We start from the raw sequence: 21,422 nt of genomic DNA, 5'->3' as shown, positions 1-21,422 counted from the left end.
AGCATGGCGCCATGACTCTCCCCGAGGTTGTCGGACTCCCTGTTTCTATCGGTGTCCCCGTCCCTCTCGCTTTCGCCCTGCCCGACGCGTGGAACCTCGCCGGTCGTACGGCCCTGGTCACCGGGGCCGGCAGCGCCTCCGGGATCGGATTCGCCGCGGCACGGATGCTGGGTGAGCTCGGTGCACACGTCGTGCTCACCGCCACGACCGAACGCGTGCACGAGCGAGCGGCCGAGCTGACGGAACGGGGCATCGCGGCATCCGGCATCGTCTGCACCCTCCACGCCGAGGCCGGCGCGCTGGTGCTCGCCGACTCCCTCGCGACCGCCGGGCTGGCGCCCACGATTCTGGTGAACAACGCGGGCATGGTCGCGGTCGGCGATGCCGAGATGCTGCACGGCGACGTGAGCACCACGTTGCCGGACGAGTGGGACCGCGGCCTCGCGATCAACCTATCGACCGCCTTCCACGCCACGCGCACCGTGATCGGCTTCATGCACGCGGCGGCCTGGGGGCGCATCGTCACAGTGTCCAGCGTGTCTGGGCCGGTGATGGCGTCGCGCGGGGACCTGACGTATGCGGCCGCGAAGGCTGGTCTGGCCGGGCTCACCCGAGCGCTCGCCGTGGATGAGGCCTGGCTCGGCATCACCGCCAACGCGGTCGCACCGGGCTGGATCGAGACCGGGTCGCAGCTGGAGAGCGAGGCAGTCGAGGGCGCGCTCGTGCCCGTCGGGCGCAGCGGCACGGCTGCCGAGGTGGCCTCCGTGATCGCCTGGCTGGCCTCGCCCGGCGCGTCATACGTCACCGGCCAGACGATCGTCGTCGACGGCGGTAACAGCGTGGCGGAGGAGCGCCGGTAGCGGCGGCCGGTCCGGCAGACGGTGCGGCAGACGGTGCAGTTGAATAGACGGGTGACTTCTGCACTGATCGACCGGCTTCGCGCCGACCTCGCCGCCGCCAACTTCTCGGTCTCGGCCCTCACTGGCCTGTGGGGGATCGAAGCGGATGCCGCGTTGCGCCGCAACCAGCGGGTCCCGGCGCTGCGGGGGCTGGAAGGTCTCCGGGAGAGGCTCGGGCACGCCGAACCCTGCGCCACACTGGCTCGCCTGTTCGTGCTCGGCCTGCCCGTCGACCGTGCGGATCTCGATGTCGCCCTCCCCGCGCTGGGTGCCGCCGGGGCCGAGGAGCTCGGCCTCGCGGTATCCGTCGACGCCGGTGTCGACGCCGGTGTCGACGCCGATGTCCTTCCGGGTGTCGGCCCTGTTGCATCCGGTGCATCCGGTGCGGCCGGAACCCTCCGCCCGCTCCTCGAACTGCGGCCCTACAGCTTCGTCGACGCGCATGGCGCCGGAAGCTGGTGGATCGTGTCCGACCTGGGAGAGCTCGCACTCGGCCACCCGCTCGGCGAAAGCCATGTGCTCGGGGTGGGTGGGGCATCCCTCACGTTGACCGGGCTACTGATCCCGACCCCGGTGGCCAGCGCCCTCGACCTGGGCACCGGATGCGGAATCCAGGCCATGCACGCGTCCCGGCACGCCGACCGGGTGGTAGCCACCGACATCTCGGTGCGAGCCCTGGAGCTTGCCGCGCTCAACGCGGAGCTGAACGAGATCGGGAATATCGAGTTTCGCCTCGGGAGCCTGTTCGAACCGGTCGCGGGGGAGCGCTTCGACCACATCATCTCCAACCCTCCGTTCGTGATCACCCCGCGTGTGCCGGGTGTGCCGGCCTACGAATACCGCGACGGCGGCCTGGTCGGCGACGCGCTCGTCGAGGCGGTCGTGCGCGGCGCTGCCGAACATCTCACCCCCGGCGGCGTCGCCCAGCTGCTCGGGAACTGGGAGTACCACGCCGGCCAGGATGCCTTCGAGCGTCTGGCCGCCTGGCTCGCCACCCCTGTCACCCCTGTCACCCCTGTCACCCCTGTCACCCCTGTCACCCCTGTCACCCCTGTCACCCCTGTCACCCCTGTCACCCCCGTCACCCCTGTCACCCCTGTCGCATCCCCTGCATCGCCAGCTTCCGCCCCGCTGCGCCCTGACGAATTCGACGGAGATTTTGCCCCAAACAGCCCGAATTCGGCGCGTTTGGCCCCTCTGGGAGCTGAATCTCCGTCGAATTCGCATACGCCCGGGGCGGAAGGTGCCGCCGGGGCCGAGGGTGCCGCGAGGGCCGGTGCCGAGGGTGCGCACGGGGGCCAGCAGGAGACCGTGCAGGCCACGGATGCCGCCGCACTCGACGCCTGGATCATCGAACGCGAGGTGCAGGCCCCCACGCTCTACGCCGAGACGTGGATCCGAGACGGCGGCACCCGCTCCGACACCGCCGACTTCGACCGCCTCTACGGGGCCTGGCTCGACGACTTCGCGGCGCGCGGCGTGAGTCAGGTCGGCTTCGGCTACATGCTGCTGCGCCGCCCGGCCGCCGGCACCCCCACCTTCCGTCGGCTCGAACGCCTCCCCGGCACCCTCGGCCACAATCCAGGAGGCATGGGCAGCCATCTTGCCGCTTGCCTCGCCGCCCACGACTGGCACGCGGCGACGGATGACGCCCGCCTCGCCCGCGCGCGGCTCGCCGTCGCATCCGATGTCACCGAGGTACGGCACTACTGGCCCGGCCAGGAGGACCCCACCCTGATGACGCTGCACCAGGGCACCGGCTTCGGCCGGTTGATCGCGCTGGACACCGGCCTCGCCGCCCTGGTCGGCGCCTCTGACGGTGAGCTCGACGTCGGCTCGATCGTCGCTGCGCTGGCCCAACTGCTCGACGTCGATGAGCGCGAACTCGCCGCGGACCTGCTCCCGCGCGTGCGGGAGCTGCTCGAGGACGGCTTCCTGCAGCATCGGCTCGCCTGACGTGCTGTGTGCTGCCATCGTCTGCTGCCAGCCACGTGCTGTGAGCTGACGCGCTGACGAGGACCCCGCCCGCCACCAACGCACGCTAGACCGCCACCAGCGCACGCTAGACCGCCACCGCGTCACCGGCGAACGCAAACTCGGAGATTTTCGCGAAACGCCGTATTTCAGGGTGGGATGCCGCGTGTCGCGACAATCTCCGAAGTAACGTGCGCAGACCCCACTCCACCCCCACCCGACCGGCCACTTCACCCGGCTCTGCGGTAGCTTGGTCGTACTGCCCGGCCCGCTCGGAGAGGAGGACGTCGGCGCCATACCTGGCGCCGAGACAGCGATGAAACGACGAACCTTTCTGCTCGGCTCAGTCTCCGGCCTGGGCCTGGTCGCGCTCACCGCGTGCGTGACGCCGACTCCGCGGCCCTCGGCATCCGTCACGCCGAAGCCGACGTCGACACCCTCGCTCGTCCCGAAGCCGGCGGCCATGCGCCGCACATCCTGGTCGGCCGACCCGTTCGCCCGCGGCTCCTTCAGTTACCCCGCGGTGGGCGCCACGCCCGAGCAGCGCGCCGCGCTCGGCCAGCCCGTCGACGACCGCCTCTTCTTCGCCGGTGAGGCCACCTCCACCGACGCGCCGGGCACGGTGCAGGGCGCCCGCGATTCAGGGAAGCGCGCCGCCCGCGACGTGCTCGCAGCGGCGAGCCTGGGGGAGCGCATCGCCGTGATCGGCGCCGGAATCGCCGGACTCACCGCGGCCCGAGACCTGCAGGACGCCGGCTTCGACGTGTTCCTGGTCGAGGCCCGCGACCGCATCGGCGGCCGCATCGACACCGTCACCGACAAGGACTGGCCATTCCCGATCGAGCTCGGCGCGGCTTTCGTCCGGCGCACCGGCCAGACCACCCTCGACGAGGACCTCACCGACCGCGGCGTCGCCACGGCCCCCTTCACCGATCCGCCGGAGGCCCGCACCGCGGCCGGCACGGTCGTGGAGGTGCCCGACACCGGCGCGCAGGCGGTCGCCACGGCGCTGGCCTGGGCCGCCGAGCAGCCCACCGACGTGTCCATCGCGCAGTCCCTCGCCGATTCGGGGGCCTCCAAGCTCTCGACGACGGATGCCGACACCGGCGTTTCCGACGCCGACTGGCTCGACTACCAGATCACGGTGGTGCTCGACCCACTGGCAGGGGGCCCCGTTCCGGAGCAGTCCTCCTGGTACTCGGACGCCAACCCTCAGGCCGACCCTGACACCGATCCCGGCGAGGATCGTATCGTGCTGGGCGGCTTCGCCACCCTGCTTACCGACCTCAGCGACGGCATCGACATGCTCGGGTCGAGCGTGGTCACCAAAATCGCCTACAGCGAAGCCGGCACCAGCCTCCGGCTCGGCACCGGCGAGTCGCTCTCCGCCGACCGGGTCGTCGTCACCGTGCCGCTGGGGGTTCTGAAGACCAAAGTGATGGAGTTCGACCCGCCGCTGCCCTTCACGCACCGCGGTGCCATCTCGGCCCTGGGCATGGGCACGCTCGACAAGATCTGGCTGCAATTCGACAAGCCGTTCTGGGACACGGATGCCCCGCTCTGGTCCACGGTCGGCGGCGACGACGACTTCCGCGTCTGGATCAACATGGTTCCGCTCACCGGCGAACCGGTGCTGGTGGGCCTGGTTGCGGCGGAGACCGCTCTGCGCCTCGCGGAGGTCGACGACGACGAGTTCCTCGCCGCCGCCTTGAGCAGCCTCGAGCCGTTCTACTCGGCCGTGCCGACCGACAACCCGACCACGGAGTAGGTCCGCACCACGCCGCTCCCCGAATCCCGGGCCGGCGCCTCGCGATTGTCCACCCGTCTTAATTCTGAGATTCGTGGTGTACTCACCTGCCAACGTCCAGTCGATGAATTCTGGCTCCCACTCGGGGCACGTTCTCATGCAGTCGCAGCCCGTCGTGGTGCAGCGCTCAGAGGTCCAGTCGTTACCCGGACTGGCCCTGCCGACGGATTCCTGACGGGTGGATGCCCCCGTTCCAGGCCGGGCTCGTTCCGCCGGCCATCCCAGTGCGGTCGTCACCGGGATGCACCACCCCCGCCCGCGACTGCTCCACTTTTCTGCTTGACCGTGCGATTGCTGTGCTCCCCATGGATATCCTCCTCGACATCGACATCGACCGCGAATCCGTCGTCCTTCTGGACGTCGACCCTGACCTGCCCTGTGAAGGCACTCACCACATTCGTGGCCTGAACGGGCACCAACCCACCGCCCCCGGTGCCTACCTGGCGGTCTCGCCGTGCTGCGGCACCAAGGTCGTGCATTGCACACCCCGGGTCCTCGCGATGCGGGCATCCGGGGTGCTCCACTGCGGCGCCTGCCGGGGCGGGCACCTGACCAGCGAATACACCTTCACGCCGCTGTAGGTTCGCGCCCCTGCGCCCGCGGGGGCAGCCGCGACGTGGCCGTGAGTACGGCGGCGATCGCGGTGAAGAGCAGCAGCGCGACCAGGCAGTAGATCACGGTCTCGAGCGGGCCGCGCACCTGCACCGGGTCGAGGAAGAAATACGGGTACCACCCCACGATCGACCCGCGGATGAGCGTGAACACTCCCCAGATCGAGGGCACCACGAGAACCCAGACCAGGATTTTCCAGGGCAGGCGGGCCTTGCCGGCATCCGTCAGCCAGTCAAGGAGTGCGATCGTGGGAATCCAGAAGTGCAGCAACTGGCTCGACCAGGGCACCTCGATCGTGTAGTCCAGCGAGGAGGACTGGATGACGATGGTCAGGAATACGATCCCGGAGACGGTGATGTAGGTCGTCACAAGCAACCGGAACCAGTTCAGCCAGGGTGGGTCGGTCGTGTGCCGAAATGCGACGAATGCGGCAGCGGCGAAGGCGACGATCGCGGCCATACCGCTCTGCACGGTGAAATAGCTGAAGTAGTTGTAGATCTGAAACGTGGCGAAACCGAGCACGTAATCGAAGTAGCCGGCGAGGGCCACCACGCCCAGGCCGGCGAGGAGCAGGCGGCCGATGCCGAACCCGCGGCGCACGGTGTGCACGGGCTGCGTCCGAGAAGTTCGGGCGAGGGCCCGGCGTACGGGTGCCGCAGTGAGTGCGCGCACGCCCGATCTCGTCGCCGCCGAGTGAACGCGCTTCGGGGGGTCCGTCCGAGCGGGATCGGCAGCTCGCGCGCACATGCTCCCACGCTACGCCAGCCGGTCGGGTGCCCGCTGACCTCGGTATCAACCGGATGCCGCCGCTCAGCCGGCCGTTCCGCTCAGAAGCCGATCCGGAACCCGGTCTCGCCGAGCGGCGGAATCGTGGTGACCTCGACCGCCTCGACCCGGGCCGACGGCGGGCCGTGCTGCAGCCACGAGAGCATCACCCAGACGGTTGCCGCGTCGCCCTCCAGCTCGACCTCCACCGCACCGTCCCCGCGGTTGCGCACATGACCCGCGAGCCCGAGTCGGCGCGCCTCGGTCTGGGTGTAGTAGCGGAACCCGACTCCCTGCACCACCCCGCGCACGACAACCTGCTTGCGAACCATGCTTCCAGTGTGCCCCGCCGCAGGCGAGCCCGCATCCATCGTTCACCCGACCCGTTCACCAACCCGCGCTGTGGCTAACTCAGGAGATCCAGCGCGGGCATCCGTCGTGCACCGAAAATCCCACGGAAACACGCGGATGCCCCTAACCGGCCCGAGCATTCTCCTGAGTTAGCCACGCGGGGTGGGAGTTAGCCACGCGGGGTGGGAGTTAGCCACGCGGGGTGGGAGTTAGCCACGCGGTGTGGGAGTTAGCCACGCGGGGTGGGGGTTAGCCACGCGGGGTGGGGGTTAGCCACGCGCGGTGGGGGTTGGCCACGCGCGGTGGGGGAGACGCGCAGCCGGAGTGCTCCGGCCAGCCCGAAGCCAGATGCTGCCGCCATGGCCCTGCACCGCCAACCCCCGATTCAGGCGGAGTCACGCCAGACGATCGGAGTCTCGAGCAGGATGCCCTCGGCCGGCTGCTCTTCGCCGCGCAACTGGCCCAGCACGCACTCGGCCGCCCGCTCACCGAGGCCGAAGGCGGGCTGGTGCACGGTGGACAGGTGCGGCTGGGTGCGCAGCGCCCAGGAGCTGTCGTCGAAGCCGACGATGCCGACGTCTCCGGGAATGGTGCGCCCGGCATGGCGCAGAGCCTCCATGGCTCCGGCCGCGACCGCGTCGGAGGCGGCGAACACGCCGTCGATCAGCGGGTCACGCTGAAGCAGCGCACGCATGCCGAGGGCCCCGTCGGTGAAGGTGTACAGCGGAACGCGGGCCACGAGAGCCGGGTCGAAGCGGTCGCCGAGGGCATCCGTGAAGCCGGCCAGACGGTCGGCTCCGGAGTCGCGGTCGAGCGCGGCGGCAATCATGCCGATGCGCGTGCGGCCGGTCTGCATGAGGCGTTCGGTGATGGCGCGCGCCGACGCCCGGTTGTCGATGCCCACGAAGGGAAGCTGGCGCAGGTCGGGCGGATGTCCCACGAAGGCGGCCGGAAGGCGCAGCTTCTCGATCACCCGGGTGATCGGGTCTTCCTGGCGAGCGGAGACGATGACGACCCCGTCGACGAAACCGCCGCTGAGGTAGCGGGCGACGCGCTCGGTGTCGCGCTGGGAGTCGATGACCAGGCTGACCATCTGGTAGTCGGCGCGGGAGAGCACGGTGTTGGCGCCGAGTAGGATTCCGCCGATGTTGGGGTCGTCCAAAAACAGGGAGTGCGGCTCGTGCACGATGAAACCGACGGCCTCCGAGCGCTGCATGACCAGGCTTCGGGCGGCATTGTTCGGCACATAGCCGACCTTCTCGATGGCCGCCTCGATGGCGATGCGGGCCGACGCCGAGACGTAGGGCTCGTCGTTCACGACCCGGCTGACCGTGCCGCGGGAGACTCCGGCTTCCACGGCGACGTCGTGGATCGTCGCGCGTTTGCGTCGAGACGGAATTGTCACCATTCGATAACTGTAACGCTCCCGCACACACTCCGCGCTTGACACGACCGCCGGGAGATACATACTCTGTGTACGTTCACAGAAAACCCGACGGAGTGTTTTTCTCCCGACTCTGTGCACGTTCACAGAACAGTTAGCACAGAGTCGTCACCACGGTGTCGTCACCACGAAGTGCACGCCACAGTCAGGGAGTACATGAACTCGCGAGCAGCCACTTCGAACGGTGCGGCCCCGGCCCACCCGTTCGTGCACGAGGGCATCGCCTACGGCTGTGACTACAACCCGGAGCAGTGGGGTCCCGAGACCTGGGCCGAGGACGTGCGCCTCATGCGCGAGGCCGGCGTCGACCTGGTGGCCATCAACATCTTCGGCTGGTCGCACCTCGAGCCGCGTGCGGGCGAGTACGACTTCGACACCCTCGACACGATCATCGAGCTGCTCCACGCCAACGGGATCCGGGTCAACCTCGGCACCGGCACCTCGTCGCCGCCGCCGTGGCTGACCACACTTCACCCCGAGATCCTTCCGGTCGCCGACGACGGCACGACCCGTTTCCCCGGCGGTCGCCAGGCCTGGTGCCCGAGCTCGGCCGTGTTCCGTGAGCACGCGCTGGCCCTGGTCGAAAAGGTCGCCGAGCGGTACGGCCACCACCCGGCCATCGCCCTCTGGCACGTGTCCAACGAATTGGGCTGCCACAACGCGCTCTGTTACTGCGACGACACCGCCGCCGCGTTCCGTCTCTGGCTTCAGGCGCGTTACGGCACCATCGATGCTCTCAACGCAGCCTGGGGTACCTCCTTCTGGAGCCAGCGGTACGGCCAGTGGGCCGAGATCCTCACCCCGCGGCTCACGCTGTCCAGCCACAACCCCGGCCAGGTGCTCGACTTCCACCGGTTCAGCTCCGCCGAACTGCTCGACTACTATCGGCGCGAGAGCGCGGTGCTGCGCCGCCACTCGAACGTGGCCGTGACCACCAACTTCATGGTCACCGCGCACATCCGCAACCTCGACTACTGGTCCTGGGCCGGCGACATGGACATCGTCGCCAACGACCACTACCTCGACCACCGCCTCGCCGACCCGGCCACCGAGCTCGCCTTCGCCGCGGACCTCACCCGCGGGCTCGCCCAGGGTGAGCCCTGGCTCCTGATGGAACAGGCCGCCGGTGCCGTCAACTGGCAGCCGCACAACCTGGCCAAGGCGCCCGGCGAAATGACCCGCAACTCCCTCGCCCACGTCGCCCGCGGTGCGGACGGCGTCTGCTTCTTCCAGTGGCGCGCCTCCCCGCAGGGGTCGGAGAAATTCCACTCCGCCCTGGTGCCCCACGCCGGCACCGACACCGTGCTCTGGCGCGAGGTCGTGGCCCTGGGCGCAACCCTGGATCGTCTTGCCGAGGTCACCGGCAGCCGGGTCGTCGCGGATGCCGCGATCATCTTCAGCTGGGAATCCTGGTGGGCAGGCGACGGCGAATCCCGTCCGTCCCACGCGGTGCGCTACCTCGACCAGGTGCACGCCGCCTACGCGGCCCTGCACGAACTCGGCGTCACGGTCGACATCGTCTCCCCGGATGCCGACCTCTCGGGCTACCGCCTCGTCGTCGTCCCGTGCCTCTACCTGGTCTCGGACGCGCAGGCCGAGAATCTCAACGCCTACGTCGCCGCCGGCGGCCACGCCCTGATCACCTTCTTCAGCGGCATCGTCGACGTAGACGACCGGGTGCGCACCGGCGGTTACCCCGGCGCGTTCCGCGAGATCCTCGGCATCACGGTGGAGGAGTTCTCTCCGCTGCTGCCCTCCCACGTTCTCGCTCTCGACACCGGCGCCGCCGCGAGCCTGTGGAGCGAACGCCTGCGCGTCGACACCGCCGAGGTGGTCGCGAGCTACATCGACGGGCCGCTGCCCGGCATCCCCGCCATCACCCGCAACCGGCACGGAGGCGGCACCGCCTGGTACGTCGCCACCGCGCTGGAGGCCGGCGCCCTGCGGGACGTCCTGCGCAGGATCGCCCAGGAGGCTCGGGTCACCGCGGTCGGCCCGGAGCGCACCGGAGCCATCGAGGTCGTGCGCCGTGTGAGCTCCACCCACAGCTATCTGTTCATCATCAACCACGGTTCGGGCGACGTCGAGCTTCCGGCCGCCGGCCACGAGCTCGTCACCGACGAACCCGTCGGTCGAATCGTGCGCGTGCCGGCCGGAGCCGTCCGCGTGATTAGAGAGGACCCCTCATCATGAGCGCACCTGCCGTTCCCCTGACGGATGCCCCGGGCAGCGCTGCCCGAAAGAGACCCCGCGCCGCCAAGCCAGCCAAGGCCCCCGGAGCGAAGCCCCGCGTGCAGCACACGGGCGCGATCCTCGCGTTCGTGCTGCCGTTCGGCACCCTGTTCGCCCTGTTCTACCTCGTCCCGATCGGCTACGCGATCTACCAGTCACTGCTCGTGATCGAGCGCGAGGGCACCTTCGGCCAGGCCACCGAGGTCTTCGGCGGACTGACCCAGTACATCCTGGTGTTCCAGAATGGGCCGTTCTGGGAGTCGATCACCCGGGTGCTCGCCTTCGGCGCCGTGCAGGTTCCGATCATGCTCGGTCTCGCGCTGCTGTTCGCCCTGTTGCTGGACTCGCCGCTCGTGCGCGGCAAGAGATTCTTCCGGCTGGCGTTCTTCGTCCCCTACGCGGTCCCCGGCGTCATCGCCGCGATCATGTGGGGCTACCTCTACTCACCCAATCTGTCGCCGTTTCGCGCCGTCACCGAGAACATCAACTTCCTCTCGGCCGATCTCGTGCTCTGGGCCATCGCCAACGTCGTCACCTGGGTGTTCGTGGGCTACAACATGCTCATCATCTACTCCGCGCTGCTGGCGATCCCGACCGAACTCTACGAGGCCGCCCGCCTCGACGGCGCCGGCCAGCTGCGCATCGCCTGGTCGGTCAAGATTCCGCTGATCATGCCGGCGATCATCCTGACCGCCATTTTCTCGATCATCGGCACCCTGCAGCTGCTCGCCGAACCGCAGGTCTTCCGCAGCTTCAGCTCGGCCGTGACCAGCACGTTCACCCCGAACCTGACGGTGTACTCCACCTCGTCGATCCCGAACTTCAACCTGGCCGCCGCGTTCTCCGTTGTGCTGGCCCTGGCCACGTTCATCCTCTCCTTCACGTTCCTGAAGTTCACGCAGCGTAAGGAAGCCAAGTGAGCACCCTGACCCCCACCACCCCCGCCAAGCCGGCTCGCGGCATCCGTTCAACCGAGGCGAAGGCACCGCGCGCCCAGCGCGAGAGCCCGTTCGCCCGGGTCAGCGCCATGGTCGTCATGGGCGTCTTCACGATCTACTTCCTGGTGCCGATCTGGTGGCTGCTGGTCGCGGCCTCGAAGAACCGATCCCAGTTCAACAGCACGAACCCGCTCTGGTTCGCCGACTTCTCCCTGTTCGAGAACATCGGAAACCTGGTGGCCTACCGCGACGGCGTCTACCTCAAGTGGATGCTCAACAGCGCGCTGTACGCCGGTGGCGGTGCCCTCGTGGGCACGATCATCGCCGGAATGTGCGGGTACGCACTGGCCAAGTACAACTTCCCGGGACGCGAACTGATCTTCAACGTCGTGCTCGGCGGGGTGCTCGTACCCGCCACGGCGCTGGCTCTGCCGCTGTTCCTGATCTTCAGCCAGATCAGCCTGACCAACACGTTCTGGTCGGTGTTCCTGCCCAGCCTGGTCAGCCCGTTCGGGGTCTACCTCTCCCGCATCTACGCGTCGGCCAGCGTTCCCGACGAACTGATCGAGGCCGCCCGCCTCGACGGCGCCGGCGAACTGCGCACCTTCTTCACGGTCTCGGTGCGGATGATGGTGCCGGCCCTCGTCACCGTCTTCCTCTTCCAGTTCGTCGCCATCTGGAACAACTTTTTCCTGCCGCTGATCATGCTGCGCGACGAGACCCTGTTCCCGGTCACGCTCGGCCTCTACGCCTGGAACTCGCAGGTCAACCAGATCCCCGTGCTGCGCGATTACGTTCTGATCGGCGCCCTGCTGTCGATCATCCCGCTGATCATCATCTTCCTGCTGCTCCAGCGCTTCTGGCGAAACGGCCTCAGCGCCGGTTCGGTGAAGTAGCCGGCCTCACCCCCCTTAGCTGCACCACCTCCACCCCCAAGAGAAAAGAAGAACAATGCAGATCAAGAAGAGAGCAGCCGCCGTCGCCTTGCTCACCGCAGCCACGGTCGTTCTGACCGGCTGTGCGTCGGGCTCGAGCACGTCCGGCGGTGGCGACGCCGCCGCCTGCGAACCCTCCGAGGGCAAGGTCGACCTCACGTTCACCACCTGGATCCCCGGGATGGAAGACGTCGCCGCAGTCTGGAATGAGGAGAACCCCGACGTTCAGGTAAAGGTGCAGACCGGCCCGAACGGCAACGGCGGCACGTACCAGAACTTCTTCAACCAGCTCAAGGCCGGCAACGCGCCCGACCTCGGCCAGATCGAATACGACGCCCTCCCGAACTTCCGCGTGCAGGACGGCCTGATGGACCTCGCCGCCTGTGAGGGTGTTCTCGACGCCAAGGACGACTTCGTGGACTGGACCTGGGGACAGGTCAACTTCGGTGAAGAAGACGCAGCCTACGCGGTGCCGCAGGACGCCGGGCCCATGGCGATGTTCTACCGTGCCGACCTCTTCGCCGCCAACAACATCGCGATCCCGACCACCTGGGAAGAATTCGCGGTTGCCGCCGAAGCCGTGCGCGCCACCGGCGGCTACATCACCAACTTCTCGCAGAGTGACATCAACCAGTTCGCCGGATTCGTCTGGCAGGCCGGGGGAAGCTGGTTCGAGAACGACGGCGAGAACTGGACCATCGACCTGACCAGCCCCGAGTCGGTCAAGGTCGCCGACTACTGGCAGGACCTGATCGACCGCGACCTCGTCTCGACCAACCCGCCATGGACCGACGAGTGGAACAACGCCTACAACACAGGATCCAACTGGACCTGGAACTCCGCAGCCTGGGGTGCGAACTCCATCGCCAGCGGCGCTCCGGACACCGCCGGCAACTGGTCCGTCGCCCTCTCCCCGCAGTGGGCTGCCGGCGAGAACGCCGCCGGCAACTGGGGTGGCTCGTCCACCGCAGTCTTCAAGGGCTCCGAGCACCCCTACGAGGCGGCCCAGTTCGCGCTGTGGCTGAACACCTCTGACGAGGCGCTCACGATGCTGAACAAGTCGGCCAACCTGTACCCGGCCGCCAAGAGCGGCCTCGAACTGCCGGCCCTCAAGGAAGGCGTCGAGTTCTACGGCGGCCAGGCCATCTACGACGTGTTCGCCGAGGCATCCGATCACGTCTCGCCCGACTTCATCTGGGGCCCGACCATGACACAGGTCTACAACGACACCTCCGACGGCTTCAAGGGTGCCGTCACCGGTAGCGGAACTCTGACGGATGCTCTCACGAGCGCCCAGCAGAGCACGATCGACGCTCTCGAGGCTCAGTCGATCCCGGTCACCAAGTAGCATCAGCTCCACTGTGTCGATTCCCTACCTCCGTGCCGCGGGCACCAGCCTTGTGCTGGATGCCCGCGGCACGGGCGTGCCCGTCATCGTGCACTGGGGTGCCGACCTGGGTGACCTGAACGGTGAACTGCTGGAAACGCTGGCCGACGCATCCGTGCCGGCCATCTCGCCGAGTTCGATCGACGTGCCCCTGCGGCTCTCGCTACTGCCCACCCTCGCGGCAGGCTGGAGCGGGCGTCCGGGCGTGAGCGGGTTCCGGCCCGGTGGGTGCGGCGGCGTGGCCCTCGATCTGCGCCTCACCGAGGTTCAGTCGGGCGGTGTACGGGCGGGCGTGCCGTCTGCCTCCGGCCGCACGCTGCCCGGCACACAGGCCCTGACGATCTTTCTGACGGATGCCGCGGCCCGGGTGACCGTGCGCACCGACCTCGAACTCTCGGTCGAGGGTGTGCTGCGACTGCGCCACACCCTCACCAACACCGGTGACGACCCTGCCTCCGCACCCTTCGAGCTTGGCTCGCTCGACGTCATCCTGCCGGTGCCCGACCGCGCCGGGGAACTGCTTGACTTCACCGGGCTGTGGACCCACGAGCGTCGGCCGCAGCGCAGTACGCTCGGCCACGGCGTGTGGAGCCGGGAGTCCCGTCACGGCCGCCCCGGCCACGACGACTCCTATCTGATGGCGGCCGGAACGCCCGGGTTCGGCTTCCGCACCGGCGAGGTATGGGCCACCCACTTGGCCTGGAGCGGCGACAAACACGTCTGGGCCGAGAACAGCGCGCTGGGCTACTCGGCGCTCGGCAGCGGCGAGCTGCTGGCTCCCGGCGAGCTGAGAGTGGCCCCCGGTGCGAGCCACACCACCCCGTGGACGGTGGCCGTGTACTCGGCTGCCGGGCTGGACGGGCTCTCGGCGCGGCTGCATCCGTGGGTCCGTTCCTGGTCGACCATCACCGGGCACCGCCCGGTCGTGCTGAACACCTGGGAGGCCGTGTACTTTGACCACGACCTGACGACTCTGGCCCGCCTGGCCGACGCGGCGGCCGTGGTCGGGGTGGAGCGCTTCGTGCTCGACGACGGCTGGTTCACCGGCCGCTCGGACGACCGGCGGGCCCTCGGAGACTGGTTCGTCGACCCGGTCACCTGGCCCGGCGGATTGCACCCGCTGATCGAGCATGTGCACGCGGCCGGCATGGACTTCGGTCTCTGGGTCGAACCCGAAATGGTCAGCGCCGACTCGGACGTCGCCCGCGCGCACCCGGAGTGGGTGCTCGGCGGGGTGGACGCGGCTGGTGTCGGGGGTTCCGGGGCCGGTATTGGTTCGGCATCCGTCGGTGTTTCGTCGCCGGCGCTGACCTGGCGGTTCCAGCGCGTGCTCGACCTCGGCAACCCGGATGCCTTCGGCTGGGTGTTCGCCCGCCTCACCGCCCTGCTCAACGAGTACCCCATCGCCTACCTGAAGTGGGACCACAATCGCGACCTGCTGGCCGGCTCCGCCCACCGGCAGACGGTGGCGCTGTACCGGCTCATCGATGCCGTGCGTGCCGAGCACCCGGGCGTCGAGATCGAGTCCTGCGCGTCGGGGGGAGCCCGGGTCGATCTCGGAATTCTCGAGCGCGTCGATCGGGTCTGGACCAGCGACACCAACGACCCGCTCGAGCGGCAGCAGATCCAGCGGTACTCGAGCGTGCTCCTACCGCCGGAGTACCTCGGCGGGCATCTCGGCGCGGCCACCGCACACACCACCGGGCGCACCTCCGAGCTCAGTTTCCGGCTGGCGACCGCCCTGTTCGGCAGCGCCGGCATCGAGTGGGACCTGACCCGCGCGAACGAGTCCGAGCGGGTGCAGATCGCCACCTGGATCGCCCGCTACAAGCAGCTGCGGCCGCTGCTGCACTCCGGTGTCGTCGTTCGGGCCGACCCCAGCGACCCGGCCCTCGAGCTGCACGGTGTCGTCTCGCCCGACCAGAACTCGGCCCTGTTCGCCCAGGTGGCGCTCGCCGCCCCGCGCGCGGCACTGCCGGAGCGGATGCGGTTCCCCGGTCTCGCGCCCGAGCGGCGCTACCGGGTGGCACCGCTTTCGCTCGGCGTGCCCCCGCGCACGATCCAGGATGCCCCGCCGGCCTGGCTGGCGGAGCCGGGCTCGTCCGGTGCCGCCGGTGCTTTTGGTACCGACGGTTCAGTGACGCTGACCGGAGCTGTGCTCGCTCTCGTCGGGCTGCCCGCGCCGCTGCTCGCCCCGGAGCAGGCCGCGCTCTTCACCGTCGACGCGGTCGACGGCCGCCGCTGAGCAGTCACCGACCAGGCATCCGTCACCCGGGCCGAGCAGGTGGGCGGTGCAGGTCGTGGCAGGTTTCGCCCGGTTGCGGTCGGGTTGCGGCACCGAAAAACCAGCCTCGGGCAGTACTCTCATCGAAGCACTCGCCTCGGGGAGACCGCCTCCGCGGGGCACCCTCGCACCGAAGGAACTGTCATGAAAATCGAGAACATCGAACTGCGGCGCGTGCACATTCCCCTCGTGCGGCCCTTCCGCACCTCGTTCGGCACGTCGACCGAGCGGGCGGTCACGATCGTGCGGGTGACCACCGCGGATGCCGAGGGCTGGGCCGAGTGCGCCGCCGATACGAGTCCGCTTTACAGCTCGGAGTTCCTCGACGGCAGCGACCTCGTGATTCGCGACCACCTGATCCCGAGGCTGCAGGCGCTCGGCGACCGGCTCACCGCCGAACGCGTCGCCGGGGCCGTGGAGCCGGTGAAGGGGCACGCGATGTCCAAGGCCGCGCTGGAAACGGCCATCCTCGACGCGCAGCTGAAGGAGGCCGACATCTCGTTCGGCGGCTACCTCGGCGCCGTGCGCGACACGGTGCCGGCCGGTGTGTCGGTGGGCATCATGGACTCGATCGACGAGCTGCTCGAGGCCGTGGCCGGCTACCTGGAGGAGGGCTACCTTCGGATCAAGCTCAAGATCGAGCCCGGTTGGGACCTCGAGCCGGTGCGTGCCGTGCGCGAGCGCTTCGGCGAGGAGCTGCTGCTGCAGGTCGACGCGAACACCGCATATACCCTCGCGGATGCCCGTCACCTCGCCCGGCTCGACCCATTCGACCTGCTCCTGGTGGAGCAGCCGCTGAAGGAGGACGACCTGCTCGGCCACGCCAACCTGGCGAAACGGATCAGAACCCCCATCTGCCTCGACGAGTCGATCGAATCGGCCCGGGATGCGGCCACTGCCATCACCCTCGGTGCCTGCAGCATCATCAACGTCAAGCCGGCGCGGGTGGGCGGCTACCTGGAGGCCCGTCGCATCCACGATGTGGCGGCCGCGCACGGTGTGCCCGTCTGGTGCGGCGGAATGCTTGAAACCGGAATCGGCCGGGCGGCGAATGTGGCCCTGGCCGGGCTGCCGAACTTCGTGCTGCCGGGGGACACCTCGGCCTCCAGCCGATACTACGAACAGGACCTGACCGCGCCGTTCGTGCTCGAGAACGGGCACCTGCGCGTTCCCACGGGACCGGGCATCGGCGTGGAGGTGCTGACCGATGTGCTGGCCGGCGTCACGGCATCCGTCACTGACATCAGATTTTAGACCTGACGGCTGACGGATGTCCCGCAGCGCAGCGAGCTTGAGCGAGCAGCTAGCCTGAGGGAGAAAGCCTGCACCGCACCGGACCCCTGGAGGACACCAATGCTGTTGACCGCCGACCTGTACGACCAGCGCGGGGAAGACCTGCAATCCGTTTCGCTCCAGTTCCTGAACCTGGGTGGCCTCGCCCGGTTCAGCGGCCCGATCCGCACCGTGACCTGCTTCGAGGACAACGCCCTGCTCAAGTCGGTGCTGTCGACGCCCGCCGCCGGCGAGGTGCTCGTCATCGACGGCGGCGGCTCGCTGAATACGGCGCTGATGGGCGACATGATCGCCGACCTCGCGGTGCAGAACGGCTGGGCCGGCGTGGTGATCAACGGTGCGATCCGCGACCGGGTGGCCATCGGAGGGATGCCGCTGGGCGTGAAGGCCCTCGGCAGCAACCCGCGCAAGAGCTCGAAGGCCGGCGCTGGAGTCACGGATGCCGTCGCCCGGTTCGCCGGCGTGACGTTCACCCCCGGCCGCACGATCTACTGCGACGAAGACGGGATCCTCGTCGAGCGGTGACGCCCAGCGGACGCGACACAGCACGCGCCCGGGCAAGACGCGCGGCGCCACCCGAGGAACCTCACTCAGGTGGAGCCGCTGGTGCGGGGGGCCGACGTCATTGTTGTTCGTTCTGAGTACGCAATTTCAGACCTACTCGGCAACGGTACTTCGTCACCGGTCACCTTGTCACCATCTGCGAGCTAACGATTCGTACCGGCCGGGCGGCGCAGCGCCGCCCGGGCCGGCGACCTCGGCGCAGCTCGGCTCAGCGCGGCGCAGCTCGGCTCAGCGCGGCTCAGCGCGGCGTCGGGCGGTTGGCGCTCACGACCTGGCTGCGCTCGGTGAGCTCGACGACGCGCTGCGTGCCGTCGTCGAGGGTGACCTCCACCTCGAAGGCGTGGTCGAGCGCTCTGCTGCGGCGGAAGTCCGTCACGGTGCCACTGCCGACCTCGGCCAGGGCCGCCTGGCCGGCAGTCGTGCGGTCGACGCTTGCGAGTTCCGCAGCGGTCAGCACGCGGGGTTCGGCCACGGATGCCGCGTCGCCGCTCCAGCTGGGTGCACTCACCCACACGACGGTGAAGGTCTCATCGAGCTGAACCGCGACCTCGACGCCGTTCGGAAGTCGGGTGTCGACCGTGTAGGACTCGGAGGACTCGGAAAGCGCGTGAGACTCGGCGGGGCCGCGCTGGGCATCCGTCACCGTGGCTGGCCCGACCTCGGTCAGGGCCGCGCGACTCGCACGCGCCAGCTCGGTGTCGGTCAGGGTGGTCTCGTCGTCGCCGAGACCCGTGGCGGCCGCGATTCCGGCGGCACCGGCACCCACGGCGACCGTGGCGGCCACCGCAGCCGCGATCCAGGTTGACTGTCGGATTCCGGGCACCCTGATTGCATTCACACCCCCAGTCTGGGGGACTCCGGGCGGCTTGGATGCCACCGTTCCTGCCGCCGCGCCCTCCACCGTGTCAATTTGCCTTAGTGGCTAAACTAAATGCATTCGACGAAAGGTGTGACTCATGTCCGGCTCCTCTCCCACCCCGGCTCGCGATGACTCCACGGGCATCTGATGGGCAGCATCCTCGTCACCGGTGCCTCCGGAACCGTCGGCCGGGCCGTGGCCGCGGCGCTCGCGTCCACCGGCGAGAGCGTCATCTCCGCGGTACGGAACCCGGCCGGCTCCGAATTCGCCCTGGACCCGCCGGCCGGCACACCCCGTGCCTTCGATTTCTCCGACCCGACCGGGTGGGCCGGCGCCTTCGCCGGAGTCGACCGGCTGTTCCTGCTGCGCCCGCCCGCGATCGCGAACGTGGCGGACACCCTGATCCCGGTGATCGACACGGCGCTGGCGCACGGCATCCGCCAGATCGTCTTTCTCTCCCTGCAGGGTGTTCAGTTCAACCCGGCCACTCCCCACCACGCCGTGGAGAAGCACCTGCGGCGTCAGCGGGCCCCGTACACGTTTTTGAGACCGAACTTCTTCATGCAGAATTTGTCGACCGTGTACCGTGACGGCATCCGGGAGCGCGGCGAGATCTATCTTCCGGCGGCCAGGGCGCGCACCGCATTCGTCGACGCCCGTGACATCGGGCGCGTCGCCGCGCGGGTGTTCACCGAGCCGGGGCACCTCGGCAGTGCCTACACGCTGTCGGGCGAGCAGTCGCTGGATTACTACCAGGTGGCGGACATCCTCTCGGAGGTGCTCGGGTGGCGCATCGTTTATGCGCGGCCGAGCGTCGACGACTACCTCTCCCGGTTGGCCGAGCAGGGCGCAGAGGCCGACTTCATCGCCGTGCAGAAGATGATCTACCGGGTGGTGCGCCTGGGGGTTTCCGCGTGCCCGAACCGGGTGATCCGGCGGCTCTCGGGCGATCCGGCAACCACCTTCCGGCAGTTCGCCACAGACCACCGCGACGTCTGGTCGTAGGCCGCACCGGTACCCGCATCGGCACCGGCATCGCGGGCGAACCCGGTGCGCCAGTCGCCACGCCGTCGACACCCCCCTTCGGGGACTGCGTGCTCCCCGTCCCCAGTCGCTAGATTCGAGTCAGCAAAGGGGATTGCGATGACGGTGGACAGTGCCACGATGCAGGAGAGCCTCGCGGCGCTGTCAGTCACCGAGCAGCTGCTGCGGGTTCAGGGGAGCGTGCCCCGACGGTCGCGGTTCGCGGGGTTCTTCGGTCTATCCCCGCACGGCGCTGACAGCATGTCCTGGTATCTCGGGGCCAAAGGAGAGATTGTGGTGGGCTCCATCCTGGCGACGCTCCCACCCGAGTGGACGGCGTTGCGCGCCGTGCCCGTCGGCTCCGCGACCGCCGAGATCGACCACCTCGTGGTCGGACCCGGCGGAATCTTCACGATCACCACGAAGCACCACCCGAGCAATGACATCCGTGTCGCTCGGGACACACTGCGGGTCGACGGCGAGTCCGTGCCGTATTTGCACAACGCCGCATCCGAGGCCGAGCGCGTCACGAGCCTGGTGCGAGAACGGATGCCGCTGGTCGCGCCCGTGCAGCCCGTGATCGTGTTCGTAGACCCTCGGCTGCTCACCATCGAGCAGAAGCCCGAGCAGGTCAAAGTGCTCGACGCGGACGAACTGCGCCGGTGGCTGGTCAGGCTCCACCCCGTGCTGTCGGCCGGTGAGGTGCAGGAGGTGGCGGACCTTCTCGACAGCCCGCACGTGTGGCACGTGCTGCCGGACACAACCCCCGATGATGTGCGCGAGCGGTTCACGGCGCTCGATACGCGGGTGCGATCGGCCGGCATCCGACGGATGCTGTGGGTCCTGTTCGCCGCGGCGGGCGCCATCGCGGCCGGTTACGTCGTGTTCCGGCTCATCGAAGCCGCGCTCGCGACGGCCTGAGCCAGAACGACGCTCCCGAAGCGGGGGCCTACTCGGGCAGGCGGCGGCGGACCTCGTCCGTCAGCGCGTCGAGCGCGGTGCAGATGGCCACCAGAGACTCCTCCACCCCGCGGGGTGTCGCGGCATCCTCTTTGATCGTGTTGATGTGGGTTTCGAGCAGCCCGAGCTGAGTTTGCACGACCTTCATGTTGTTTACCATCCGACCATCGTAGGTGGCCGGTTCGGGCCCGTCCCCAAAGGGAGTGCCACCCGTTGGGGTGAGCCGTTACAATCGACGGTGGGGGATCAGAAAAGATGACGTTGGAAAGTACCAGAATGCGCCAGCGCTTCGCGGCCCAATTCATGATCGAAAAGCTGCTGCGCGAGCAGAGCGGCACTCCTCCACGAACCCTGTGGGCCCGGTTTCTGGGGCGTTCCCCGCTCGGCGTGAACTGTGAGGGCTGGTACCTGGGCGCCCAGGGCGAGATCGTGGTCGGCGAAAAGTTGGCGACGTTGTCGCCGGAGTGGGCGGTCTTCCACGCGCTGCCGATCGGCGGACACGGCTGGGACATCGACCACGTGCTGGTGGGCCCCGGCGGCGTCATCACCATCAATACCAAACAGCACCGCCGCCAGCGCGTGCTCGTGGAGGAACGCAGCGTTCTAGTGGACAGTCGGCCGGTGCCCTACCTGCGTCACGCGAAATTCGAGGCGGAACGGGTCACGACGCTGCTGGAAGACCGCCGTCCGCTCCCGATTCCCGTGATTCCCCTGGTCGTCCTCGTCGGTGCGCGCAGCATCGACGTGCGGTCATCGCCGGTGCCGGTGACGGTTCTCGATGCCGCCGAGCTCGTTCCGTGGCTGACGTCCCTGCCGATCGTGCTGGGCCCGGCGGATCGTCTGCGCGTCATTGAACTGCTCGACGACCCCGACATGTGGATCGATGTGCCGCTGGGTTCCGGCGAGGGCCTGATCGAAAGTTTCTCTCGGCTCGACTCCGAGGTGCGCGCCGCCGCTCTGCAGCGCACGGTGCTGTTGCCGCTCGAGCTGGCGGTGGCAGCGGTGGCCGCCTTCATCGTGCTGAACTCGGCGATGACGTTGGTCGTGGGGATACTCGCGTCCCCGTGAACCCCCGCGACAACCCCCGCGACAGAC

Annotated in this window: 19 protein-coding genes; 14 read left to right on the top strand and 5 right to left on the bottom strand. The window is 68.8% G+C overall.

The window, feature by feature from the left end:
• The first annotated feature begins 11 nt into the window (after positions 1–11).
• The 4 genes from E3O54_RS05485 (at position 12) to E3O54_RS05465 (ending at position 5,261) form a co-directional block, all read left to right on the top strand.
• Positions 12–860: an SDR family NAD(P)-dependent oxidoreductase gene (locus tag E3O54_RS05485; RefSeq protein ID WP_134401118.1), complete on the top strand. Its 849-nt coding sequence runs from the start codon at positions 12–14 to the stop codon at positions 858–860.
• Positions 861–911: 51 nt separating this feature from the next.
• Positions 912–2,855, top strand: a complete 1,944-nt coding sequence (locus E3O54_RS16810) for a methyltransferase (RefSeq protein ID WP_241976760.1) — start codon at positions 912–914, stop codon at positions 2,853–2,855.
• Between the two features lie 334 nt (positions 2,856–3,189).
• The gene (locus E3O54_RS05470; RefSeq protein ID WP_134342175.1) at positions 3,190–4,641 is read left to right on the top strand and encodes an NAD(P)/FAD-dependent oxidoreductase; all 1,452 of its coding nucleotides are present in this window, start codon (positions 3,190–3,192) and stop codon (positions 4,639–4,641) included.
• A gap of 344 nt (positions 4,642–4,985) precedes the next feature.
• Positions 4,986–5,261, top strand: coding sequence for a hypothetical protein (locus E3O54_RS05465; protein WP_134401117.1), 276 nt, complete (start codon positions 4,986–4,988; stop codon positions 5,259–5,261).
• Here E3O54_RS05465 and E3O54_RS05460 read toward each other — a convergent pair.
• The 3 genes from E3O54_RS05460 to E3O54_RS05450 all read right to left on the bottom strand — a co-directional run bounded on the left by E3O54_RS05460 (position 5,248) and on the right by E3O54_RS05450 (position 7,816).
• Positions 5,248–5,964, bottom strand: coding sequence for a Pr6Pr family membrane protein (locus tag E3O54_RS05460; RefSeq protein ID WP_134401116.1), 717 nt, complete (start codon positions 5,962–5,964; stop codon positions 5,248–5,250). The two genes, E3O54_RS05465 and E3O54_RS05460, sit on opposite strands and share 14 nt — an antisense overlap.
• 155 nt (positions 5,965–6,119) lie before the next feature.
• Positions 6,120–6,389: an acylphosphatase gene (locus E3O54_RS05455; RefSeq protein ID WP_104099340.1), complete on the bottom strand. Its 270-nt coding sequence runs from the start codon at positions 6,387–6,389 to the stop codon at positions 6,120–6,122.
• A 404-nt stretch (positions 6,390–6,793) separates the two neighbouring features.
• Entirely contained in the window at positions 6,794–7,816 is a 1,023-nt protein-coding gene (locus E3O54_RS05450; RefSeq protein ID WP_104099341.1) for a LacI family DNA-binding transcriptional regulator, read from the bottom strand.
• Between the two features lie 192 nt (positions 7,817–8,008).
• On the opposite strand from E3O54_RS05450, the gene E3O54_RS05445 reads away from it, so the two are divergent.
• From E3O54_RS05445 to rraA, 7 genes are all read left to right on the top strand, one after another.
• A complete protein-coding gene (locus tag E3O54_RS05445; RefSeq protein ID WP_134401115.1) occupies positions 8,009–10,045 on the top strand; it encodes a beta-galactosidase in 2,037 nt (678 codons plus the stop codon).
• Positions 10,042–11,004: a carbohydrate ABC transporter permease gene (locus tag E3O54_RS05440; protein ID WP_104099343.1), complete on the top strand. Its 963-nt coding sequence runs from the start codon at positions 10,042–10,044 to the stop codon at positions 11,002–11,004. Before E3O54_RS05445 ends, E3O54_RS05440 begins: the two co-directional genes overlap by 4 nt.
• Positions 11,001–11,918: a carbohydrate ABC transporter permease gene (locus E3O54_RS05435; RefSeq protein ID WP_369827914.1), complete on the top strand. Its 918-nt coding sequence runs from the start codon at positions 11,001–11,003 to the stop codon at positions 11,916–11,918. The genes E3O54_RS05440 and E3O54_RS05435 overlap by 4 nt, the downstream gene beginning before the upstream one ends.
• A 55-nt stretch (positions 11,919–11,973) precedes the next feature.
• Positions 11,974–13,305, top strand: a complete 1,332-nt coding sequence (locus E3O54_RS05430; protein ID WP_104099344.1) for an extracellular solute-binding protein — start codon at positions 11,974–11,976, stop codon at positions 13,303–13,305.
• 13 nt (positions 13,306–13,318) lie between these two features.
• A complete protein-coding gene (locus E3O54_RS05425; protein WP_134401114.1) occupies positions 13,319–15,589 on the top strand; it encodes an alpha-galactosidase in 2,271 nt (756 codons plus the stop codon).
• A gap of 183 nt (positions 15,590–15,772) precedes the next feature.
• Positions 15,773–16,882, top strand: a complete 1,110-nt coding sequence (gene menC / locus E3O54_RS05420) for an o-succinylbenzoate synthase (RefSeq protein WP_104099346.1) — start codon at positions 15,773–15,775, stop codon at positions 16,880–16,882.
• A gap of 99 nt (positions 16,883–16,981) precedes the next feature.
• On the top strand, positions 16,982–17,446 hold the full coding sequence (gene rraA, locus E3O54_RS05415; protein WP_104099347.1) for a ribonuclease E activity regulator RraA: 465 nt from the start codon (positions 16,982–16,984) through the stop codon (positions 17,444–17,446).
• A gap of 277 nt (positions 17,447–17,723) precedes the next feature.
• Here the strand turns inward: rraA and E3O54_RS05410 are convergent, their stop codons facing one another.
• Positions 17,724–18,323 carry a hypothetical protein gene (locus E3O54_RS05410; protein WP_134401113.1) on the bottom strand — a complete coding sequence of 200 codons (600 nt, stop codon included), beginning with the start codon at positions 18,321–18,323 and terminating at the stop codon, positions 17,724–17,726.
• 168 nt (positions 18,324–18,491) lie between these two features.
• Between E3O54_RS05410 and E3O54_RS05405 the strand changes: the two genes are divergently transcribed.
• Both E3O54_RS05405 and E3O54_RS05400 read left to right on the top strand, forming a co-directional pair.
• Complete coding sequence (locus E3O54_RS05405; protein ID WP_134401112.1) at positions 18,492–19,349, top strand: SDR family oxidoreductase; 858 nt, start codon at positions 18,492–18,494, stop codon at positions 19,347–19,349.
• 138 nt (positions 19,350–19,487) lie between these two features.
• Positions 19,488–20,288: a nuclease-related domain-containing protein gene (locus E3O54_RS05400; RefSeq protein WP_134401111.1), complete on the top strand. Its 801-nt coding sequence runs from the start codon at positions 19,488–19,490 to the stop codon at positions 20,286–20,288.
• A 28-nt stretch (positions 20,289–20,316) separates the two neighbouring features.
• Here E3O54_RS05400 and E3O54_RS16245 read toward each other — a convergent pair whose 3' ends face one another.
• Complete coding sequence (locus E3O54_RS16245) at positions 20,317–20,487, bottom strand: hypothetical protein (protein WP_166784810.1); 171 nt, start codon at positions 20,485–20,487, stop codon at positions 20,317–20,319.
• A 116-nt stretch (positions 20,488–20,603) separates the two neighbouring features.
• Between E3O54_RS16245 and E3O54_RS05395 the strand changes: the two genes are divergently transcribed.
• The gene (locus tag E3O54_RS05395) at positions 20,604–21,395 is read left to right on the top strand and encodes a nuclease-related domain-containing protein (RefSeq protein ID WP_166790082.1); all 792 of its coding nucleotides are present in this window, start codon (positions 20,604–20,606) and stop codon (positions 21,393–21,395) included.
• The last annotated feature ends 27 nt before the right edge of the window (positions 21,396–21,422 follow it).

The sequence above is a fragment of the Cryobacterium sp. TMT2-4 genome (assembly GCF_004402575.1).
GTDB classification, from domain to species: domain Bacteria; phylum Actinomycetota; class Actinomycetes; order Actinomycetales; family Microbacteriaceae; genus Cryobacterium; species Cryobacterium sandaracinum.
This window is presented reverse-complemented; position numbering and strand designations above follow the sequence as displayed.

Coding starts and splice junctions, on each gene's coding strand:
- E3O54_RS05485 (WP_134401118.1), top strand. CDS start 12: ATGACTCTCCCCGAGGTTGTCGGACTCCCTGTTTCTATCGGTGTCCCC.
- E3O54_RS05470 (WP_134342175.1), top strand. CDS start 3,190: ATGAAACGACGAACCTTTCTGCTCGGCTCAGTCTCCGGCCTGGGCCTG.
- E3O54_RS05465 (WP_134401117.1), top strand. CDS start 4,986: ATGGATATCCTCCTCGACATCGACATCGACCGCGAATCCGTCGTCCTT.
- E3O54_RS05455 (WP_104099340.1), bottom strand. CDS start 6,389: ATGGTTCGCAAGCAGGTTGTCGTGCGCGGGGTGGTGCAGGGAGTCGGG.
- E3O54_RS05450 (WP_104099341.1), bottom strand. CDS start 7,816: ATGGTGACAATTCCGTCTCGACGCAAACGCGCGACGATCCACGACGTC.
- E3O54_RS05445 (WP_134401115.1), top strand. CDS start 8,009: ATGAACTCGCGAGCAGCCACTTCGAACGGTGCGGCCCCGGCCCACCCG.
- E3O54_RS05440 (WP_104099343.1), top strand. CDS start 10,042: ATGAGCGCACCTGCCGTTCCCCTGACGGATGCCCCGGGCAGCGCTGCC.
- E3O54_RS05430 (WP_104099344.1), top strand. CDS start 11,974: ATGCAGATCAAGAAGAGAGCAGCCGCCGTCGCCTTGCTCACCGCAGCC.
- menC (WP_104099346.1), top strand. CDS start 15,773: ATGAAAATCGAGAACATCGAACTGCGGCGCGTGCACATTCCCCTCGTG.
- rraA (WP_104099347.1), top strand. CDS start 16,982: ATGCTGTTGACCGCCGACCTGTACGACCAGCGCGGGGAAGACCTGCAA.
- E3O54_RS05405 (WP_134401112.1), top strand. CDS start 18,492: ATGGGCAGCATCCTCGTCACCGGTGCCTCCGGAACCGTCGGCCGGGCC.
- E3O54_RS05400 (WP_134401111.1), top strand. CDS start 19,488: ATGACGGTGGACAGTGCCACGATGCAGGAGAGCCTCGCGGCGCTGTCA.
- E3O54_RS16245 (WP_166784810.1), bottom strand. CDS start 20,487: ATGGTAAACAACATGAAGGTCGTGCAAACTCAGCTCGGGCTGCTCGAA.
- E3O54_RS05395 (WP_166790082.1), top strand. CDS start 20,604: ATGCGCCAGCGCTTCGCGGCCCAATTCATGATCGAAAAGCTGCTGCGC.